This window comes from Streptococcus parasanguinis (assembly GCF_023109675.1).
In the GTDB taxonomy this organism is placed as follows: domain Bacteria; phylum Bacillota; class Bacilli; order Lactobacillales; family Streptococcaceae; genus Streptococcus; species Streptococcus parasanguinis_I.
In genome coordinates, this window is record NZ_JALDUR010000007.1 from 83,830 (window position 1) to 100,604 (window position 16,775).

Below are 16,775 nucleotides of genomic sequence, written 5' to 3' on the forward strand. Positions count from 1 at the left end.
GGATTCGCATAATACATCCAAATCCTTTAAATATCATTGAGAATGTACCGAAACTTTCCGCTGTGAGAAAAGTGCTAGAAACACGCTTGTTTCTAGCACTCGGGAGTTTTGAGACCTCAGGCTCAAAACTAAGTCATGGAACTTCAAAGAAGTTCGCTGACGTCCGTCCTCACCTAAGGAAAGTTTTAAAATATAATTTTATTTTTAATCTAAGGATTCGGATAGTTTGTCCGAATCCTTTATTGTCTATCAGAAAGCTTGATAATATCTTTGATCTGATCAATGGTCTGAATCAGGCGAAGGCTTGTCTCATTGATAGAAAGATAATAGACTTTATCTGCCAAAGATTCTGTAAAAGGACGATTCGTGAGTAAGATCACCTGTTGTCCTTTTTCTTTCAGCTCTTTCACCTGCTTTCTCACCTTTTGGTAAAAACGCTCATCGCAGATTTCTAGATCATCCACCAAGACACAAGCAGCGTCCAAACCCAATGATTCATTGGTTCCGTTTTGGGTCAGATAATAGGATGCGCCCGCTTTGACCTCATATAAGCCAGCTGATGGCTCAACCGGAAGGAAGGCTGGACCGGTTGCAACTTCTGCTTCTTTTTCCATTGCTACAAGATTGGCTAGGACCTGCAAATAGACAGGTGCTAATTTACTCAAATCCAAGAGTTCCTCAAACTCAAAACCACGTTTCAAAGCTTCTAAGATATAGAAGAGCCGGTGGGGCATATGACGAGCAATTTTCTGGATTAATTCATCATCGCTCATTTCCTCAGGAAGGATGGTCAGCAAGTTCTTGTCTTTAATGGTTTCTAGGGCTTGTTGATAAGCTTCATCGATTCTCTTTCCAAATCCATAAACTGCCCCATAAGAGTGAATTTGGGTATTGAGGCGGGCATTTTTAGCAGCATCAGAAAAAATCGGGATCTTAAAGAAGATATAGTCCAAACTCGGTTCGTAAACGGCCTTTAAATCCTTTAATAAGGGATGAGGCAAATGCTCGAGAGAGCGCCCTAATTGTAACTGAACTCCTTGCTCAAACAAGGAATAGCCCAAGCCCATAGAGGCCATCGAGATACTATCGGAAGCAAATGGATTAACCTCTAGAATATAAAAAGCATAGCTCGTCGGATCAAGAGCAAACTTGATCGAAATGGCTCCTGTCAGCTTCAAATAGCGACTGATGTGGATCGATGCTTCTCGAAGATTTTGAAACTCTCGGTCAGTCAGGGTGACAGCTGGCATAAATTGATAAGAGTCACTAGAGTGGATCCCGACAGGATCAATGCTTTCAATAGAGGCCGCCAGGTAGTGATTGTCTTCACGATCGCGCATGACGACAAAATCCAATTCCTTAAAGCCATAGGTCGAAAACTCTAGCAAACACTGCTGACTTGGAGAGACTGAAAGTCCCGTTTCCACTGCTTCGCACAGGTCATCTAGATTATGAGCAATCTTTCGTCCCTGCCCTTGCTTACTCGCTACCGGCCAGATCATAATGGGAAATTGAATGCCTTCAGAAAACTCGATGGCTTCTCGAACAGAACCGACCAGGGCGGAAGCGGGTACCTGATAGCCCAACTCTTGAAAAAGGCGTCGTTGGTCCGCCTGCTGATAAAAGGTCCGGTAGCGTTGAAGACTCGGACCGACAATCATGATCGATGCTTCTTTGAAAAATCCAGTTTCTTCCAATCGGAACAAGAGATTTAAAATCTGTTTATCCGCAAAAGCTAGGAGCAAGCGAGATCCAGTACAAGAAAGAAGAGTCGTCCTAAGAGCATCCAGCTTGAGCTTGCTGACCACAACCTGTTCTCCAGCTTCTTGTGTGATAGTATTTTCTTCGCCCAGATAAAGGACAAGAGCATTCCCGTCCTTGGCATTGAGTTTTTGGGCTTCATTTACCGCAGCCAAGAGGCTAATATCCTGATAAGAATCTCCACATAGGAGAAGCAATTTCTGGTTTTGTTTCATTATTCCTTCTCCCTTCTACTTTCGTGAATTTTGGCATCAATCAACTCTAAAAATTCATCGTAAAAATAGAGATTTTCCCTTGGCCCTGGACTAGCATCCACTTGGAATTGAACCCCTAAAATCGGTTGGTAACGATGGCGAAAAGCTTCGATACTATGGTCATTGACGTTTTCATGCGTGACCAATAAATCATGGGGTAGGCTATCGCGTGCGATACTATACAAGTGATTTTGACTCGTTATCTCGATTTTTCCTGTCGCAATTTCACGAACAGGAATATTTAATCCGAAGTGTCCAACTTCCATAGGAGCTAGCTCCGCTCCATAAGCTTGAGCCAGTACCTGTGCTCCCAAGCCCATGCCCCAGATCGGAATCTGTCCATTGAGCTTTTTGATCAAGCGGCAGAGTTTTTTTACCTGATGGGGATCGCCAGGCCCACTAGATAAAATAACGCCATCGGGCTGCTGTTCCATCAGTTCATCATAAGAGATATCATAGGGATAGACCGTGACATTACAGTCCCTTTGACTCAGCTGGCGCAAGACAGAGTGCTTGACCCCTAGATCGATCAAGGCAATACTCTTTCCAAAACCTGGTACAGCATAGGCCGTTTTTGTCGAGACTTGACGCACTTGGTCTTTGGGAAGCACTGTCGCTCGCAACTGATCCAGGATATGCTCGATTGAATCCCCCTTGTTAATGACAGTCGCCTTCATCCGTCCATACTTGCGCACAATTTTTGCCACCTGTCTCGTATCAATCCCTACAATACCAGGGATTTTTTTTCGCTTCAAGAATTCATCCAAGGTCATCTGCTGCCGCCAATTGCTTGGCATCTCCACCAGATGCTGAACGACTACTGCTAAACAAGTGGGCGTAATGGATTCAGAATCATCTCGATTGATCCCTGTTGCGCCAATAACTGGAAAGGTAAAGGAGAGGATCTGGCCACTAAAAGCCTGATCCGTGATCAATTCTTGATAGCCTGTCATGGCTGTCGTAAAGACCAATTCACCAGTCACATATAAGTCTGCACCAAAGGCTTCCCCTTCAAATACAGTCCCATCCTCTAGGACCAATAATCGTTTCATCGAACCCCTACCTTCTTTTACACTAGTCCAATTTTATCATAGTTCCTCAAAAAAAGGAAAGTCAGATTCCATGTAGCTCTCTACTCTGTCCTCTTCCTTTCCTTTCAATGAATGGTCAGTTATCTTATTTTGCACCGCGACCTTTAAGGACGGCTTCAATGATGGCCATACGGACAAAGACACCGTTGGTCATTTGTTCTACGATACGTGATTTAGGAGCTTCTACCAAGTGGTCCGCAATTTCAACGTCACGGTTGACTGGTGCTGGGTGCATCAAGATCGCTGTATCTTTCATACGCTCATAACGTTCTTGAGTCAAGCCATGAAGACGGTGGTAGTTTTCTTTAGAGAAGAGTGATTCGTAATCATGACGTTCATGTTGCACACGCAAGAACATCATCACATCTACTTCTTCAATGACTTCATCGATAGTGACGAAACTTCCATAGTCTTCAAATTCCGCACTTCTCCATTCGTCTGGACCTGCAAAGTAAAGGGTTGCTCCCAAACGTTTCAAGATTTGCATATTTGATTTTGCCACACGTGAATGATCCAAGTCCCCAGCGATACAAACTTTCAAGCCATCAAAGTGACCGAATTCTTGGTAAATGGTCATCAAATCAAGCAAGCTTTGGCTTGGGTGTTGACCTGAACCGTCTCCACCATTGACGATAGAGGCTGTGATCGTTGGGCTTTCAACCAATTCTTTGTAGTAGTCCACTTCAGGATGACGGATGACACAGACATCTACTCCAAGAGCTGACATGGTCAAGATGGTATCGTAAAGTGTTTCCCCTTTGTTCACAGAGCTTGTCTTCACATCAAAGTCAAGGAGATCACATCCCAATTTCAACTCTGCCACTTCAAAGGCTTTGTGGGTACGAGTTGAAGGTTCAAAGAAAAGGTTTGAGATGATGTGTTGGTCTTCGTAGGATGCTTTAGCTCCGTTTTTGAACTCAATCCCACGTTTGATCAATGCCATTACTTCTTCATTGGTAAGAGTTTCCATTGAGACAAGGTTTTTAAGAGCGATTTGATTTTCAGACATGTTGATTCTCCTTTTATAATGTGAATGCAAATAGTTTACAATTTATTTAAGCTTCTCTGATGAGGACGCGGTCTTGACCGTCTAGCTCCACCATCTCGACAATGATTTCCTCTGACTTACTTGTCGGGATATTTTTCCCAACAAAGTCCGGACGAATCGGCAACTCCCGATGCCCACGGTCGACTAGAACCGCAAGACTCACTCGAGCAGGACGACCGTGACTGACCAAATTGTCAATGGCAGCGCGTATCGTGCGACCTGTATAGAGGACATCATCGATCAAAATGACTTCTCTATGAGCGATATCAACTGGTAAGACCGTTGTATCCTCAGTCGCCTTCATGTCATCTCGGAAAGGCTTGGTATCTAGTTCTGCTACAGGGACATCGATTTGTTCCAGCTGAGAGAGGCGTTCTTGGATCCGGCGAGCGATGTAAACACCACGCGTCTTGATCCCCACCAGCACAATCTGGCTCAAATCTTTGTTTCGTTCAATGATTTCGTAGGCGATCCGGGTAATGGCCCGTTTCATCGTCAAATCATCAACGACTTCTTTGGTTTTCATTCAGTCCTCCTTAATTGTAAAAGAAAAACCTCCTTTTTCAAGGAGGTTCAGCAAATGAATGGTCTAAGAGGATAGAGTCTCGCCCTATGGTCCTAGCCATTGTTTTTCACAGTCTCCTTGCCTGCCTCACGGGACAGGATTAAAGGATTTATTTAATTGAGATAACTATATCACAGTTTCAAACGACATGCAAGAAAAAACTCAACATTTTTCAAAAAAATTTAAAAACATGACTTTACGTCCGAATAATGTTCGGTTTTTACTAAGAAGCAGCCGATTTCCGCTTGATATTTTTCATCCCATAGAGCACATAGCCAGCTAAGAGGTAAGCGATAAAAATGATCACCACCCATTTGCCCACAAAGGCCCAGCCGTATTTATTAACATTGATAAAGAAATAGGCAAAGGGACTATCTTTTGCACCTGGAATCGGCCACTTCAAGACCAACCCATTGAGAAGGGCAAAGAGCATGTAAGCCAGTGGAATCGAGGTCCAAAGGAAGGGATCGAACTTACGGTATTGCTTGGCTTTATCAATCACTAGAGTATCAAAGAAGAACATCAAAGGAACGATGTAATGACAAAGGAAGTTTTCCAAACGATAAAACTTCTCTGGTGTCGCAAGAGGCGCCAACATAAAGTGGTAGATGACACAAGTGATCATAATGGACATGGTAACTGCGCCTTTCATGCGAAGGTAGCCCTGAGTCTGGGTCGAACGCCCTCGAAGCATGCGCCAAACCATGTCTCCCATAAAGAACATGACCAACATGTTAGATAAAATGGTGTAATAGAGCATCATGCCAAAGCCACCATGCTTGGTCAGTTGCAGATAAACGCCAAGTACACTCAAAATAAACAATAGAAAACGATAGCTAAATAATAGTTTGAATTTCATAGTATTCTCCTGAAAGAAAAGGGGCTAGGCCCTTATTCTCATCTTTAGATTTTCTTCACAAATTCTGATTTGAGTTTCATTGCACCAAAGCCATCAATCTTACAATCGATGTTGTGGTCTCCTTCCACGATACGGATGTTTTTCACGCGCGTACCTTGTTTCAAATCTTTCGGTGCACCCTTGACTTTTAAATCTTTGATCAATGTCACTGTATCGCCATCAGCCAATTTGTTTCCGTTGGCGTCAATCGCTACGACACCCTCTTCTTCTTCGACCTCAGCTGGGTTCCATTCATACGCACACTCTGGGCATACCAAGAGCGCTCCATCTTCATAGACGTATTCAGAGTTACATTTTGGACAGTTTGGTAAGTTATTCATTTTTATCTCCTTATTCAAATTAACTTTCATAGTATACCATGAAAGCGAAAATTTGACAAATCCTGCTCGACTGTAGCATTTTCAAGAAAAAAGGAGGCGACTTGGCCTCCCTACATAGATCATATTTTTCAATCTTCCTGCAATTCTTGAATATCTCGAATCACGCGCACACCTGCTTGATTCTTCTCGCGCAGTTCAGCATCAGAGTATGGGAAGGTATTGATCAAGATACTCTCCATCCCGATACTTTGGGCAACAGCGACATCTGTCGTAAAGTCATTCCCCACCATGACCGTTTTCTCAGGGTTCAACTGGTGTTCTTTCATCACTTCCAAGAGAAACTCTGGCTGAGGTTTACGAATACCTGCGTCAGACGACAAGTAAATGGCATGGAAAAGCTCTCTCAAACCAACCAAATCAATCTCAGGATTGGTAAAATCTGCTTGGGCATTGGATAAGAGAAAGATTCGGCAACCTGCAGCTTTCATATCCTCTAATACTTCTTTCGTGTGAGGATAAAGCTCCAACCGTTTGCGAGAAAGGACACGGAAAGTCCGTGCAATCAAACGTCCCCACTCTTTGAGATGGGCAACACTATTCCCACTTGGATGACTTTCTAAATACAATTGCACAAAAATGACCGTCAGATCAATCTCAGGATAGGCAACTTGTTTTTCCTTAGCTAAGTCTTCTTCAGCTTGCTGCACCAACTCTCTATAACGCAGGCGCAGACCTTCTCCAGTGTAACTTACCCCGTAGGATTGGTAGATCTGAGCCATGGTATCCCATAAGACTGGACTTGACTCATCGGTTTCGATCTCAACCAAGGTTCCATAAAAATCAAAAATATAATTTTTAAATGCGTACTTGTGCGGATTCATCTCTCACTCCCGTAACAAACATCGTAAAGGTTGCCTTGCAGACATTGGCACCGTCTTGATTGGTAATATCCACATCCACAACTCGAGTCGTCCGTCCACTGTGGACACATTCGCCATGGATCGTGAGGACGTCACCCAGACGCCCTGCTTTCAAGTAATTGATGGAGGATTGCAAGGTCACCCCATCAACCCCCTGAGAAACTACGACCAAACCACTGACTTGGTCACACAGAGTAAAGAGATAACCTCCATGCGCATTTCCATAATAATTGAGCGAGGATTCCACGACCTTGGTTGTCACCACTACATGGCCATCTCTCATCTTTTCGATTTCATAATTTTCAAATGCAGCAATTGCATCAAAGTGAAAATCTTTCATATACTTGCCACCTTTTCTAGCATCTTTTCAACTCCTCTATCATACTACAATTAAGAAGCAGATACAAGCAAAGGGGCAATTCCTTAGAAGCAGAAAAGGAGACTCCAACTAAGTAAGAAGACGATACTAGGAACAATGTATTTTCTTGGGTGCTTCCAACATTCTCTCTTTAAATTCCATTTTCTTAAAGGAAAATAGATTTCAATCAGTAAGTGCAAAACAGCTTCAACCACTGCTAGAATCATCATACCTAGTAAAAATAGGATCCCCAAGTCAGGCATGACCACCATTTTTAATAAAAGAGCAACAAATAGATTAACAGATAAGAAATAAGTCAGCAATACACGGTAATACATCAGGTAAAAGAACCGACTCTTAGGAAGAGACTTAACATGATCAATCAAATCTTTATCCGCAGAAATGAGAGTGGTTAATGGCGTATTGACAGAAGCAATTGTTAAAAGGATGATGATTTTTAATGGAGCCTCGTAATCCTGTATCAGAATGAGAAGGAGGAAGATGAGAGTAAAGACAAAATTGATGGAAAAATAGCGCTCTTGAAACAAGGAAATCCAAAAATAATTGCCACTTCTTCTCTTTGCGACGAGCAACTGATCATTTTTTGAAATCGCGACCAGGTCCTCATTTTTAAAAATCAAGACAGCAAGGAGGGCTGACAGTAAGATCATATAGGACACTTGTTGGACCCATAAAGAAGAGACTGTAAGAGCAGTCGTTACAAAAATGAGCACCCCTCCTAGAAAACTGGGCCTTGTATTGAACTGGATAAAGACATAAAACACACTCAATACCACCAGTAAAGATAGGAGGACAAGCTTAAAGGATTGTGGCAGGTCTAACTGGACTCCCAAAAAGAGGATCAATAACAGCACGCGCTCTAACAAATTGAGAAGAAAGGTTACCGTCAGAAAAGAACCTTTGAAACGATTGAGAGACAACGGAAGCTGGTAATAGGCCTGGACCCTGTCCATCGAAAAGTAGGAATACAACAATTGAAAGGTTGATAGAGCAGTGACAATAGCCGTACTGATCAATAAGACTTGAAAGCTCGTAGAAAATTTGCCCCCAACAACATGGTAATAAAGAGCAAAGGCTAAGGAAGTCAAGAACAAAAAGAGCCGATTTTTGGATACCAAATCTCTAAAAATTGCTAGTAGCATGCTCTACCCCCTTTGACGATTGACGTCATGAAACCAATCTTCTAAATTCGATTCGATCGCGTCTAGATGACCATCTTCAATAGTATAAGCTGTATCACAGACTCGAACGATACTCTCTGCGATATGCGAACTCATCAGAATAGAGCCTTCTTCTTTATACTGCAATAGTAAACCATATAGAAATTCTGTCGCATCAAAATCAAGGCCATCAAATGGTTCGTCCAAAATAAGGAGGGGAGGTTTGAGATAAAAAGCTGTGATCAAGAAGACTTTCTTCTTATTTCCCGTTGACAAACTACCGATATCGGTGTTGAGAAATTCTTCAAAATGAAAACCTGAGATCAGGTCCTGCAATAACGTTTCATCTCTCTTTCGATGATACAAACGACAGACAAAATTAAAATAATGAACAAAATCCCAGTTTAAAAAACTATTGTTTTCAGTAAAAACTGTATAGGTACGGCTCTTATAGAAATTCGTATGAAAAGAGGTCACCTTATCTTCTATAGTAACAGTCTCAACTGCATACTGCCGATGATCAAAAACACTACTTAAAGCTTTTAGCAAGGTTGTCTTCCCAGCTCCATTTCGACCAATCAACCCTACTACAGAATGATTGGGTACAAGCAGATTCGTGTCTTTTATAACGGGCTTGTCTTTTTTATACCAAACATTTAGCCCCTTGATGTTTAAACACTCACTCTTCATCGACGCACTCCTTTATAAAGGTAAGAAGCCCCAACTAAAAGCAACAGCAAAGCGTATAACCATTCCTTTTGAAAGGCAAAGACTAAGGCACCGATCAAGAAGCAAATTCCTATAAGGATTCTAAATTGTAATTTCATATCTTGCCTTCTTTCTATTCACAGTATGAAAGATTACAATTGTATTTTATGCTTATACTATAGTACTTTTTAAAAGCAGATTCAAGCACGAATGGAACATTCTCAACGCTTTAAGCAACATTTTATCTTTGAAGAGAAAAAAGAACTAGATACCTCTAGCCCCTTTACTTAAAATCTTAATTTTTCCCAGTCGTCGTCTGTCCGTTTGCGATAATAGTACTCGGACAAATCCGGGTCTTCCATCACTTCCAGCAGAGGAAGCATGTCGTAGGACAAGTCCAACTTTTCTAATTGGTCCTTCTTAACCCAAGAAACTTCTCCTTCTTCAGATGATCTGAGCTGGCCTGTAAATTCTGTTGCTTTGTAGCAAAAGACAATATAGCGGCCTCCCTCTTCTGGCTCCCAGTCTTTGACTGCGACGAGTTTTGGATCTGCAATTGTCAGTCCTGTCTCTTCGTAGACTTCACGAATGACGGATTCTGCAAGACTTTCTCCTTCTTCAATATGGCCTCCAGGAAAGGCATAACCAGACCATTTCTTGTAGCGCTCTGGTGAACGGTATTGGAGGACTACCTTCCCATTTTCAAGATCTTCGACCATACAAAGATTGGTCAGTATAGTAGGCGTTGTACGTGACATATATTTCCTTTCTATGGATTTACCATCCATCTTCTCTGTATTTCACTTCTAGCTTCATGATGAAGGGATTGACCAGTTCATAGTAATCACGACTCCGTATAGGGATCGCTCCATGTGGGATTTCAACATAATTCCCTCGTATTTCCGAATTATGATGGATTGGAGGGATTATGGTATTAGTTGAATCTGTAAAAGACACTTGGAGAATGAACCAAATGAAAAATGCTAGAATGACACTCAAAAATTGTAAGATTAGATGAAAAAACTTGAACTCTCTCTTTTTATAAAAGATAGACCAAAGATGGAAAAAAAGAACTAGAAATAAGAAATCAAACCAGAGACAACTAAGTAGAGGGGTAAATGATAGACCCAAAAAAACTAGTATTACTTCAATAACGAAAAAAGCTAAGAAGAATAAATAAAACATTTTAAAACCATTTAACTGCTTTAGCATAGAGAAGTCCCCCTAATTTAGAAAAGATGTAACTAACTAGATTATAAAGCGAATCCATAACTACGTCAATGTGCATTGATTGATACCTTCACTTGAGATTTTTAACTTCCGTTTCTGGTGGTTGCAAATCTCAAGGGACAAAAAACTCCACATTCAGGCTTGAAAGTAGAGTTCTTGCCTTAAATAATGATCAGTAGAATATGAACCCCCAATCGTAACCAATGATCAATGAGAGGCGTTTCCGGATTACTATTTTTGCTATCTAAGAATAGGCTAAGAGATAACAAAAGCAAAGCAAGGGCAATAACTATTTTAAGAGATAGCATCATACCTCCAATAGCAAGAGCAGCTAGAAAGCCAAAAAATGGCAATGGACTAAATAAAAATGCCAAAAATCTGAAATAGAACATAAACAAAGAGAGAATCAATAGGCCGTAAACAATCACCTTAGTAAAAATAGAGACCCTTTTTCCTTCATTTTTCATTTTGGATAGTGAAAAAACGACATAGATCATATAGATAAATAGCAGCATATTGAATCATCCCTATGTTTTATAGATTATATTAATAGTTTAACTAAAACCTATTCAAAATACAACTAAAGACCCTAACTTATTAGAACAAACTAACTTTTGATCAGAGTTTTTTCACTTCTGCTGCTATCTTTTGGAGATGGTGTTCCCGCATGCTAGCGGTATTCACATCCCGTCCGAGTTCTCCCAAGATGCAGACGCGCTTGGTTTTAATCCCACAGTGGTTCAAGACGGCATTTTTCAAAACAGAGATACCATAACTATCCGGAATGTTGAGAGGACCTGAAAAGATCTTGTACCACCAAGTAGGCGCCATGGAGGTCGCATAAATACTGGCGGTTTTGCCTTTAAGCAACTTCTTGAATTGCTTGCCTCTAAGGTAATTCCAGATGAAGCTTCCTTGATCATTGGCTGAGTATGCAATCCCTGGTGTAAAGACCCGGTCGATCCAGCCCTTCATAAGGCTCGGCATACTACTCCACCAGATGGGATAGACAAAGATCAGGTGATCCGCCCACTGGATTAATTCTTGGGAACGAAGAATAAAAGGATCTTCCTCCATCCGCTTTCGATAGCCGTAGCGAAGGACTGGATCAAAGTCCTCATCATTGAGACTGATCACTTTAAGCTCGTGGTGATTTGGATCAATATTCTCTACAATGGTTTGAAAAATAGCCTGACAGTAACTTTCCTTATCCGGATGCCCATTGATGACTAGAATTTTCATTCTTCCCTCCTACTAATCCAAAGCCTTGACTTCCAACATCCTATCGCGGATTTGTGCTGCCAATTCGAAATCAAGCACTTCGACGGCTTCTTGCATTTGGCCTTGCAGTTTCTTGACCAGTTCCTTGCGCTCTTGGCGGTTGAGACTAGTGATATCCACTTCCTTGTCCTCTTCCTTGGCCACCGCCTTGGTAACAGAGATCAGGTCACGGATTTCCTTCTTGATGGTTTGTGGTACAATACCATGCTCTTCATTATAAGCCATCTGGATTTTCCGACGACGGGCTGTTTCATCGATGGCTTTTTGCATAGACTGGGTCATGGTGTCCGCATACATGATCACGTGACCCTCGCTATTACGAGCAGCACGACCAATGGTCTGGATCAGCCCCCGTTCGTTACGGAGGAAACCTTCCTTATCCGCGTCGAGAATGGCAACTAGACTCACTTCCGGTACGTCAATCCCTTCCCGAAGAAGGTTGATACCGACCAAGACATCAAAAACGCCCAAACGCAAATCACGGATAATCTCCGTCCGCTCCAAGGTCTTAATGTCCGAGTGCATGTATTTGACCTTGACCCCCATTTCCTTGAAGTAGTCGGTCAAGTCTTCTGCCATCTTCTTGGTCAGGGTGGTAACAAAGGTCCGCTCTCCACGTTCTACACGCGCATTGATCTCACCTAAGAGGTCGTCCATTTGTCCCATGGTCGGACGCACTTCCACCTCAGGATCGAGTAGACCTGTCGGACGAATGATCTGCTCGATGATGGTATCGGTTTGTTCCATCTCATAGTCACCTGGTGTCGCTGACACATAGACAATCTGGTGGACATGGCTTTCAAACTCCTCACGGCGAAGTGGACGGTTATCTAAGGCCGACGGCAAACGGAAACCATAGTTGACCAGCATCTCCTTGCGCGAGCGGTCACCATTGTACATGCCCTTGATCTGTCCCATGGTCATGTGGCTTTCATCGATCATGATGAGAAAATCTTCTGGGAAGAAGTCAAGGAGGGTGTAAGGAGGCTCTCCTTCACTCCGACCATCCATGTGACGAGAGTAGTTTTCGACCCCATTGGTGTAGCCCATCTCCCGCAGCATTTCAATATCATACTCGGTCCGTTGTTTTAGACGTTGAGCTTCTAGCAACTTGCCTTCTTTTTCAAAGACCTTCAACTGTTCTTCCAGTTCCGCCTGAATCTTGGCAATGGCCACTTCCATATGGTCGTCATTGGTCACAAAGTGAGTAGCCGGAAAAATAGCCAAGTGATCCACATCTCCCAGAACCTGGCCTGTCAGAGCTTCAATCTCACGAATCCGCTCAATCTCGTCTCCAAAAAACTCAACCCGAAAGGCATGTTCATCGCGCGAAGCTGGGAAAATCTCGACTACATCTCCCCGAACACGGAATTTCCCCCGTTGAAAGTCGATGTCATTGCGCTCAAACTGGATATCTACCAAGTCATTGAGAAGTTTATCACGAGAAATCTCCAGACCTGGACGCAGGCTGACTACGCTATCGGCATATTCCTTAGGCGAACCCAAACCATAGATACAAGAAACAGATGCGACTACAATGACATCGTTACGCTCCAACAAAGCTGATGTTGCGGAGTGACGTAGTTTATCAATTTCATCATTGACAGAGCTGTCCTTTTCGATGTAGGTGTCACTAGATGGCACATAGGCTTCTGGCTGGTAGTAATCGTAGTAAGATACGAAGTACTCAACCGCATTTTCAGGGAAAAATTCCTTGAACTCCCCATAAAGTTGGCCTGCTAGGGTTTTATTGTGGGCGATAACCAGGGTCGGTTTATTGACCTGGGCAATGACCTGGCTCATGGTATAGGTCTTCCCCGTACCAGTCGCTCCCATCAGGATTTGCGCCTTCTCACCACCCTCGATATTATCCACCAACTGCTCAATGGCCTGCGGTTGATCACCAGACGGTTGGTATTTGGATACTAGTTTAAATTTGTTATCTATTACTCGATTAATCATCTCTTTGTCCTCACATATATAGACCTTATTTTACCATAAATCACTAGAATTCTCTGAGATGAGGAATGAAAGGGAAAACAACATATTACAAAATAATTAATTGGACACGCATTAGAGTGAAAACTAAACAAGACTCTCGCAATTACTTCGAAAGTCTTGTTTTTTATTCTAAAACAATGCAATACGTAATAAACATCAGTGTCCATGATATACAAAATTAGCAAGGTTTGCTCATTAGTATCATTTTTATTTACTACTTAACTTCTTGATTCCTTACTAAGAGGTAGAGAGTTGCTCCAAGTGAGCATACAATTCCAATAATGTAAGTACAGAGTTGTAAATTGGAAGCAGTACCTAAAATGGTATCCGCAACAATATTATAAAATAGATAACTAATCAATGGTTCCACTACTCTTTCTATGAATGGTTGTACCAAAATAGGAAATAGCAGCAAAATAGCTAAACTTCCCATTGGACTTTTGAAAAAATAACTTAAGAAGTAAGAAATTAAAAAATATTGGATGGAGCCAATCAAATAGAAACTGAAAATTTCTAAACTGACACCATTTTCACTACTTAAAAAATGAAACCATATAAGTAGTACAATGAAATATAAGGTTGATTGTAGTACTACATCACATAACTCTACGAACAGGATCCTAATTGAACTTAAGATCCTTTTTCCACTTACCAAATAAACCAGTTTTGTTTCGTGAGCTTGTAACTCAACAAATGCATTAACACACCCAATGCTAACAGAGAGCATTGAAGCAAAAACAAGAGCTTGCTTTATAGATAATTGTACAACAGTATCATTGATTGAAACTGGTAAAACACCTAAGAGACACACAAAACCTATAAAAAGTGACTGTATAGCTATCTGGTACTTTACGGGTTTTAAACTATATTTTTTGACAATAAGACTAAAAAATATTCTTGCCATTCTTCCTCCTCATTCGAATCATTTCTACAAGCATTATGAATACCAAGAACAAGATCCCTTCAACTACTAAAAGTGTAAATCCATACAATTGGCTCGTTTGAGTTCCTTCAATTCGGCCAAAAGCAAATGACTTTGCTCCAATCAAAGGCAATAGATTCTCTATGTTAGAAGAAAGTCCTCTTAGAATACCTGATAAAGTGATTACCAATAACAAAACGTCTGCAATTAATGAAGTCATTGATTTTTTCGTTACTATTACGAAAAGTAAAGCTAATAAAGTAAGAACGATTGCAAATATCATAACTCTTACCGTGACATCTAAGAACAATGTAAATTCTAAATAATTCTTTAAAGTTGAATCTAGAAAAATGAGTAAGATAATAGCATTTACTATAGAAAATATTAAAGTAGAGAGTAACGATAGGACAATCGAACTTGCAATAAACCCAGTAAGACGAACTTTCCAGTTAGGAATCAATAACTGGCTAAAATAATCATCACCAAATTGATAATGGGTTGAATAAACAAGTGAAACAAGAATTGGCAAGAAAATGACACTTGCTTGGTAGGGTGAAGATAAGAGAGCATCCCTGACTGTATACACTGGATTCGATGATAACATAGATGGATCAAGGTTAACCGCTTGTCCATTTCCTTCTACTAAGGCATTTATCACCTGGATATTTTGAATTGAAAAAAATATGCTGACTCCCAAAATAAGAAAAAAAGTGAATTTAAAAGTAGCTAAACTACAATATTTATAGAGGTCACTAAAAAAGGAACGTTTCAACATATTATTCACCTTCTTTCCCTTCGAGCGCCTTAAAATATGCTTCCTCAAAAGATCCAAACTGTTTCAAAATATCTTTTGTAGGAGCATCAATAACAATTTTCCCATTAGAAATACCAACCAGATGATCTACAGTTAATTCTAACTCACTCATATAATGACTTGTCATTAATACAGTTTTACCTTCATTGACAAAAGACTGCAAAAAATTGCGTACCCAGCGTATTCCTTCTGGATCTAGTCCATTGATTGGTTCATCTAAAATTAAGATGTCAGGATTTGCTAATAAGGCTGTTGCTAAACCAAGACGTTGCTTCATTCCTAATGAATAGTCTTTTACTTTTTTATTTTTAGCTTCACTTAACCCCACCAACTCTAAACATTCGTTGCACCTATTTTTGTCAACGCCACAAGCCAAGCCAATCCACCGAAGATGCTGAAATCCTGTTCTAGTTGGATAAGGTTGACAACTATCTAGGAATGATCCAACAATACAAAAAGGATTATCTCCCAATTGAGAATATTTTTTCCCATCGATCAACGCCATTCCCATTTGACTATTTTCTAAACCAAGTAAAATTCTAATTAAAGTTGATTTTCCAGATCCATTCGGTCCAATCAATCCAGTAATCTCACCTTTTTTGGCTTTGAAAGACACGTTTTGAAGGACAATTTTATTATTATATTCCTTATGTAGCTTTTGAATTGTTATCATTCATTCTTTTTCCTTTCTGACTTTTAGTGAAAATCCATCTTCACTTGGAGCAAGTATAACAGGAGAAAATCAGGAAATTATCAGAATAATTATTTTCTTCATTTCTAACAAATTGCATTCTAAATTTGCTATAATATGCTCATATAATTGGAGGAACTATGAAGTATAAAATTTTAGCCATTGACGATGATGAAAAAATCTTACGATTAATAGCGAATGCATTAAAAGCCAACAACTTTCACGTGGAAACTCGTAAAAATATAGAGGAGATCAATATCTGTGACTTTACTGGATTCGATCTAATTTTACTTGATGTCATGATGCCTATTTCTGGTTTAGAAATCTGTCGTTCCATTCGTTCACAAATTACTACTCCAATTCTATTTCTAACCGCTAAAGATTTTGAAGAAGATTTACTAAAAGGAATACAAGCCGGAGCCGATGATTACATCACAAAACCATTCAGCATAAAGGAATTGATTGCAAGAATTCAAATGCATCTTCGTAGGGAAGAAAGATCTCACAACTCCTCTAAAGAAGAGATGGATTCAAATATAACTTTTTATCGAGATAGTCAAGAAGTTTATTATCAATCAAAGAGAATTTCATTGACCAAGAGAGAGTTTGATTTACTTTACCTTTTAGCAAAAAATGGTTCTTTGTCAACTGTAGTGGGTGACGAAAAGCTAACATCTAGAGAGGACCTGATAGGTCTTCTCTTTTTGTATG

At 40.6% G+C, this 16,775-nt stretch carries 19 protein-coding genes; 1 reads left to right on the forward strand and 18 read right to left on the reverse strand.

All coding sequences use genetic code 11. The features are described from left to right. Window positions 1-239: 239 nt before the first annotated feature. The 18 genes from M1G14_RS06615 to M1G14_RS06700 form a co-directional block, all read right to left on the reverse strand. Window positions 240-1,979 (reverse strand): ATP-binding protein, encoded by a 1,740-nt coding sequence (locus M1G14_RS06615; protein ID WP_049523383.1) that lies wholly within the window; start codon window positions 1,977-1,979, stop codon window positions 240-242. Next, window positions 1,976-3,067, reverse strand: coding sequence for a carbamoyl phosphate synthase small subunit (locus tag M1G14_RS06620; protein WP_024055662.1), 1,092 nt, complete (start codon window positions 3,065-3,067; stop codon window positions 1,976-1,978). Before M1G14_RS06620 ends, M1G14_RS06615 begins: the two co-directional genes overlap by 4 nt. Window positions 3,068-3,191: 124 nt before the next feature. Next, window positions 3,192-4,115, reverse strand: coding sequence for an aspartate carbamoyltransferase catalytic subunit (locus M1G14_RS06625; RefSeq protein ID WP_049523386.1), 924 nt, complete (start codon window positions 4,113-4,115; stop codon window positions 3,192-3,194). A 46-nt stretch (window positions 4,116-4,161) separates the two neighbouring features. After that, on the reverse strand, window positions 4,162-4,680 hold the full coding sequence (pyrR, locus tag M1G14_RS06630) for a bifunctional pyr operon transcriptional regulator/uracil phosphoribosyltransferase PyrR (protein WP_247926419.1): 519 nt from the start codon (window positions 4,678-4,680) through the stop codon (window positions 4,162-4,164). Between the two features lie 262 nt (window positions 4,681-4,942). Continuing rightward, the gene (locus tag M1G14_RS06635; protein ID WP_049523391.1) at window positions 4,943-5,578 is read right to left on the reverse strand and encodes a Pr6Pr family membrane protein; all 636 of its coding nucleotides are present in this window, start codon (window positions 5,576-5,578) and stop codon (window positions 4,943-4,945) included. Window positions 5,579-5,622: 44 nt separating this feature from the next. Continuing rightward, window positions 5,623-5,958 (reverse strand): zinc ribbon domain-containing protein YjdM, encoded by a 336-nt coding sequence (locus tag M1G14_RS06640; protein WP_003016288.1) that lies wholly within the window; start codon window positions 5,956-5,958, stop codon window positions 5,623-5,625. 128 nt (window positions 5,959-6,086) lie between these two features. After that, the gene (locus M1G14_RS06645) at window positions 6,087-6,839 is read right to left on the reverse strand and encodes an HAD family hydrolase (RefSeq protein ID WP_049523393.1); all 753 of its coding nucleotides are present in this window, start codon (window positions 6,837-6,839) and stop codon (window positions 6,087-6,089) included. Continuing rightward, window positions 6,814-7,218, reverse strand: a complete 405-nt coding sequence (locus M1G14_RS06650) for a PaaI family thioesterase (RefSeq protein WP_003016342.1) — start codon at window positions 7,216-7,218, stop codon at window positions 6,814-6,816. Before M1G14_RS06650 ends, M1G14_RS06645 begins: the two co-directional genes overlap by 26 nt. Window positions 7,219-7,301: 83 nt before the next feature. Further along, entirely contained in the window at window positions 7,302-8,399 is a 1,098-nt protein-coding gene (locus tag M1G14_RS06655; RefSeq protein ID WP_049523394.1) for a hypothetical protein, read from the reverse strand. Window positions 8,400-8,402: 3 nt separating this feature from the next. Next, window positions 8,403-9,107, reverse strand: a complete 705-nt coding sequence (locus M1G14_RS06660; RefSeq protein ID WP_049523396.1) for an ATP-binding cassette domain-containing protein — start codon at window positions 9,105-9,107, stop codon at window positions 8,403-8,405. Further along, entirely contained in the window at window positions 9,104-9,244 is a 141-nt protein-coding gene (locus tag M1G14_RS06665; protein WP_003001697.1) for a hypothetical protein, read from the reverse strand. Before M1G14_RS06665 ends, M1G14_RS06660 begins: the two co-directional genes overlap by 4 nt. Before the next feature lie 168 nt (window positions 9,245-9,412). Further along, window positions 9,413-9,883 (reverse strand): 8-oxo-dGTP diphosphatase, encoded by a 471-nt coding sequence (locus M1G14_RS06670; protein WP_193389412.1) that lies wholly within the window; start codon window positions 9,881-9,883, stop codon window positions 9,413-9,415. Window positions 9,884-10,516: 633 nt separating this feature from the next. Beyond that, window positions 10,517-10,870, reverse strand: a complete 354-nt coding sequence (locus M1G14_RS06675) for a hypothetical protein (protein ID WP_049514538.1) — start codon at window positions 10,868-10,870, stop codon at window positions 10,517-10,519. 103 nt (window positions 10,871-10,973) lie between these two features. Further along, window positions 10,974-11,597 carry an NAD(P)H-dependent oxidoreductase gene (locus tag M1G14_RS06680; RefSeq protein ID WP_049523398.1) on the reverse strand — a complete coding sequence of 208 codons (624 nt, stop codon included), beginning with the start codon at window positions 11,595-11,597 and terminating at the stop codon, window positions 10,974-10,976. 12 nt (window positions 11,598-11,609) lie between these two features. Further along, window positions 11,610-13,598, reverse strand: coding sequence for an excinuclease ABC subunit UvrB (gene uvrB, locus M1G14_RS06685; RefSeq protein ID WP_049523400.1), 1,989 nt, complete (start codon window positions 13,596-13,598; stop codon window positions 11,610-11,612). Between the two features lie 253 nt (window positions 13,599-13,851). Then, window positions 13,852-14,541 carry a hypothetical protein gene (locus M1G14_RS06690; protein ID WP_024055296.1) on the reverse strand — a complete coding sequence of 230 codons (690 nt, stop codon included), beginning with the start codon at window positions 14,539-14,541 and terminating at the stop codon, window positions 13,852-13,854. Continuing rightward, complete coding sequence (locus tag M1G14_RS06695; protein ID WP_024055297.1) at window positions 14,522-15,334, reverse strand: hypothetical protein; 813 nt, start codon at window positions 15,332-15,334, stop codon at window positions 14,522-14,524. The genes M1G14_RS06690 and M1G14_RS06695 overlap by 20 nt, the downstream gene beginning before the upstream one ends. A gap of 1 nt (window position 15,335) precedes the next feature. Continuing rightward, window positions 15,336-16,046: an ABC transporter ATP-binding protein gene (locus M1G14_RS06700; RefSeq protein ID WP_023918267.1), complete on the reverse strand. Its 711-nt coding sequence runs from the start codon at window positions 16,044-16,046 to the stop codon at window positions 15,336-15,338. 158 nt (window positions 16,047-16,204) lie between these two features. Here M1G14_RS06700 and M1G14_RS06705 point away from each other — a divergent pair. After that, the coding region (locus M1G14_RS06705; protein ID WP_247926420.1) for a response regulator transcription factor at window positions 16,205-16,775 on the forward strand (571 nt) is incomplete at its 3' end.

Bases quoted from the DNA above. Each gene is read 5' to 3' on its own strand.
- M1G14_RS06650 (WP_003016342.1), bottom strand. From the start codon at position 7,218: ATGAAAGATTTTCACTTTGATGCAATTGCTGCATTTGAAAATTATGAA.
- M1G14_RS06690 (WP_024055296.1), bottom strand. From the start codon at position 14,541: ATGGCAAGAATATTTTTTAGTCTTATTGTCAAAAAATATAGTTTAAAA.
- uvrB (WP_049523400.1), bottom strand. From the start codon at position 13,598: ATGATTAATCGAGTAATAGATAACAAATTTAAACTAGTATCCAAATAC.
- M1G14_RS06620 (WP_024055662.1), bottom strand. From the start codon at position 3,067: ATGAAACGATTATTGGTCCTAGAGGATGGGACTGTATTTGAAGGGGAA.
- M1G14_RS06680 (WP_049523398.1), bottom strand. From the start codon at position 11,597: ATGAAAATTCTAGTCATCAATGGGCATCCGGATAAGGAAAGTTACTGT.
- M1G14_RS06675 (WP_049514538.1), bottom strand. From the start codon at position 10,870: ATGCTGCTATTTATCTATATGATCTATGTCGTTTTTTCACTATCCAAA.
- M1G14_RS06670 (WP_193389412.1), bottom strand. From the start codon at position 9,883: ATGTCACGTACAACGCCTACTATACTGACCAATCTTTGTATGGTCGAA.
- M1G14_RS06635 (WP_049523391.1), bottom strand. From the start codon at position 5,578: ATGAAATTCAAACTATTATTTAGCTATCGTTTTCTATTGTTTATTTTG.
- M1G14_RS06665 (WP_003001697.1), bottom strand. From the start codon at position 9,244: ATGAAATTACAATTTAGAATCCTTATAGGAATTTGCTTCTTGATCGGT.
- pyrR (WP_247926419.1), bottom strand. From the start codon at position 4,680: ATGAAAACCAAAGAAGTCGTTGATGATTTGACGATGAAACGGGCCATT.
- M1G14_RS06655 (WP_049523394.1), bottom strand. From the start codon at position 8,399: ATGCTACTAGCAATTTTTAGAGATTTGGTATCCAAAAATCGGCTCTTT.
- M1G14_RS06700 (WP_023918267.1), bottom strand. From the start codon at position 16,046: ATGATAACAATTCAAAAGCTACATAAGGAATATAATAATAAAATTGTC.
- M1G14_RS06645 (WP_049523393.1), bottom strand. From the start codon at position 6,839: ATGAATCCGCACAAGTACGCATTTAAAAATTATATTTTTGATTTTTAT.
- M1G14_RS06625 (WP_049523386.1), bottom strand. From the start codon at position 4,115: ATGTCTGAAAATCAAATCGCTCTTAAAAACCTTGTCTCAATGGAAACT.
- M1G14_RS06640 (WP_003016288.1), bottom strand. From the start codon at position 5,958: ATGAATAACTTACCAAACTGTCCAAAATGTAACTCTGAATACGTCTAT.
- M1G14_RS06660 (WP_049523396.1), bottom strand. From the start codon at position 9,107: ATGAAGAGTGAGTGTTTAAACATCAAGGGGCTAAATGTTTGGTATAAA.
- M1G14_RS06695 (WP_024055297.1), bottom strand. From the start codon at position 15,334: ATGTTGAAACGTTCCTTTTTTAGTGACCTCTATAAATATTGTAGTTTA.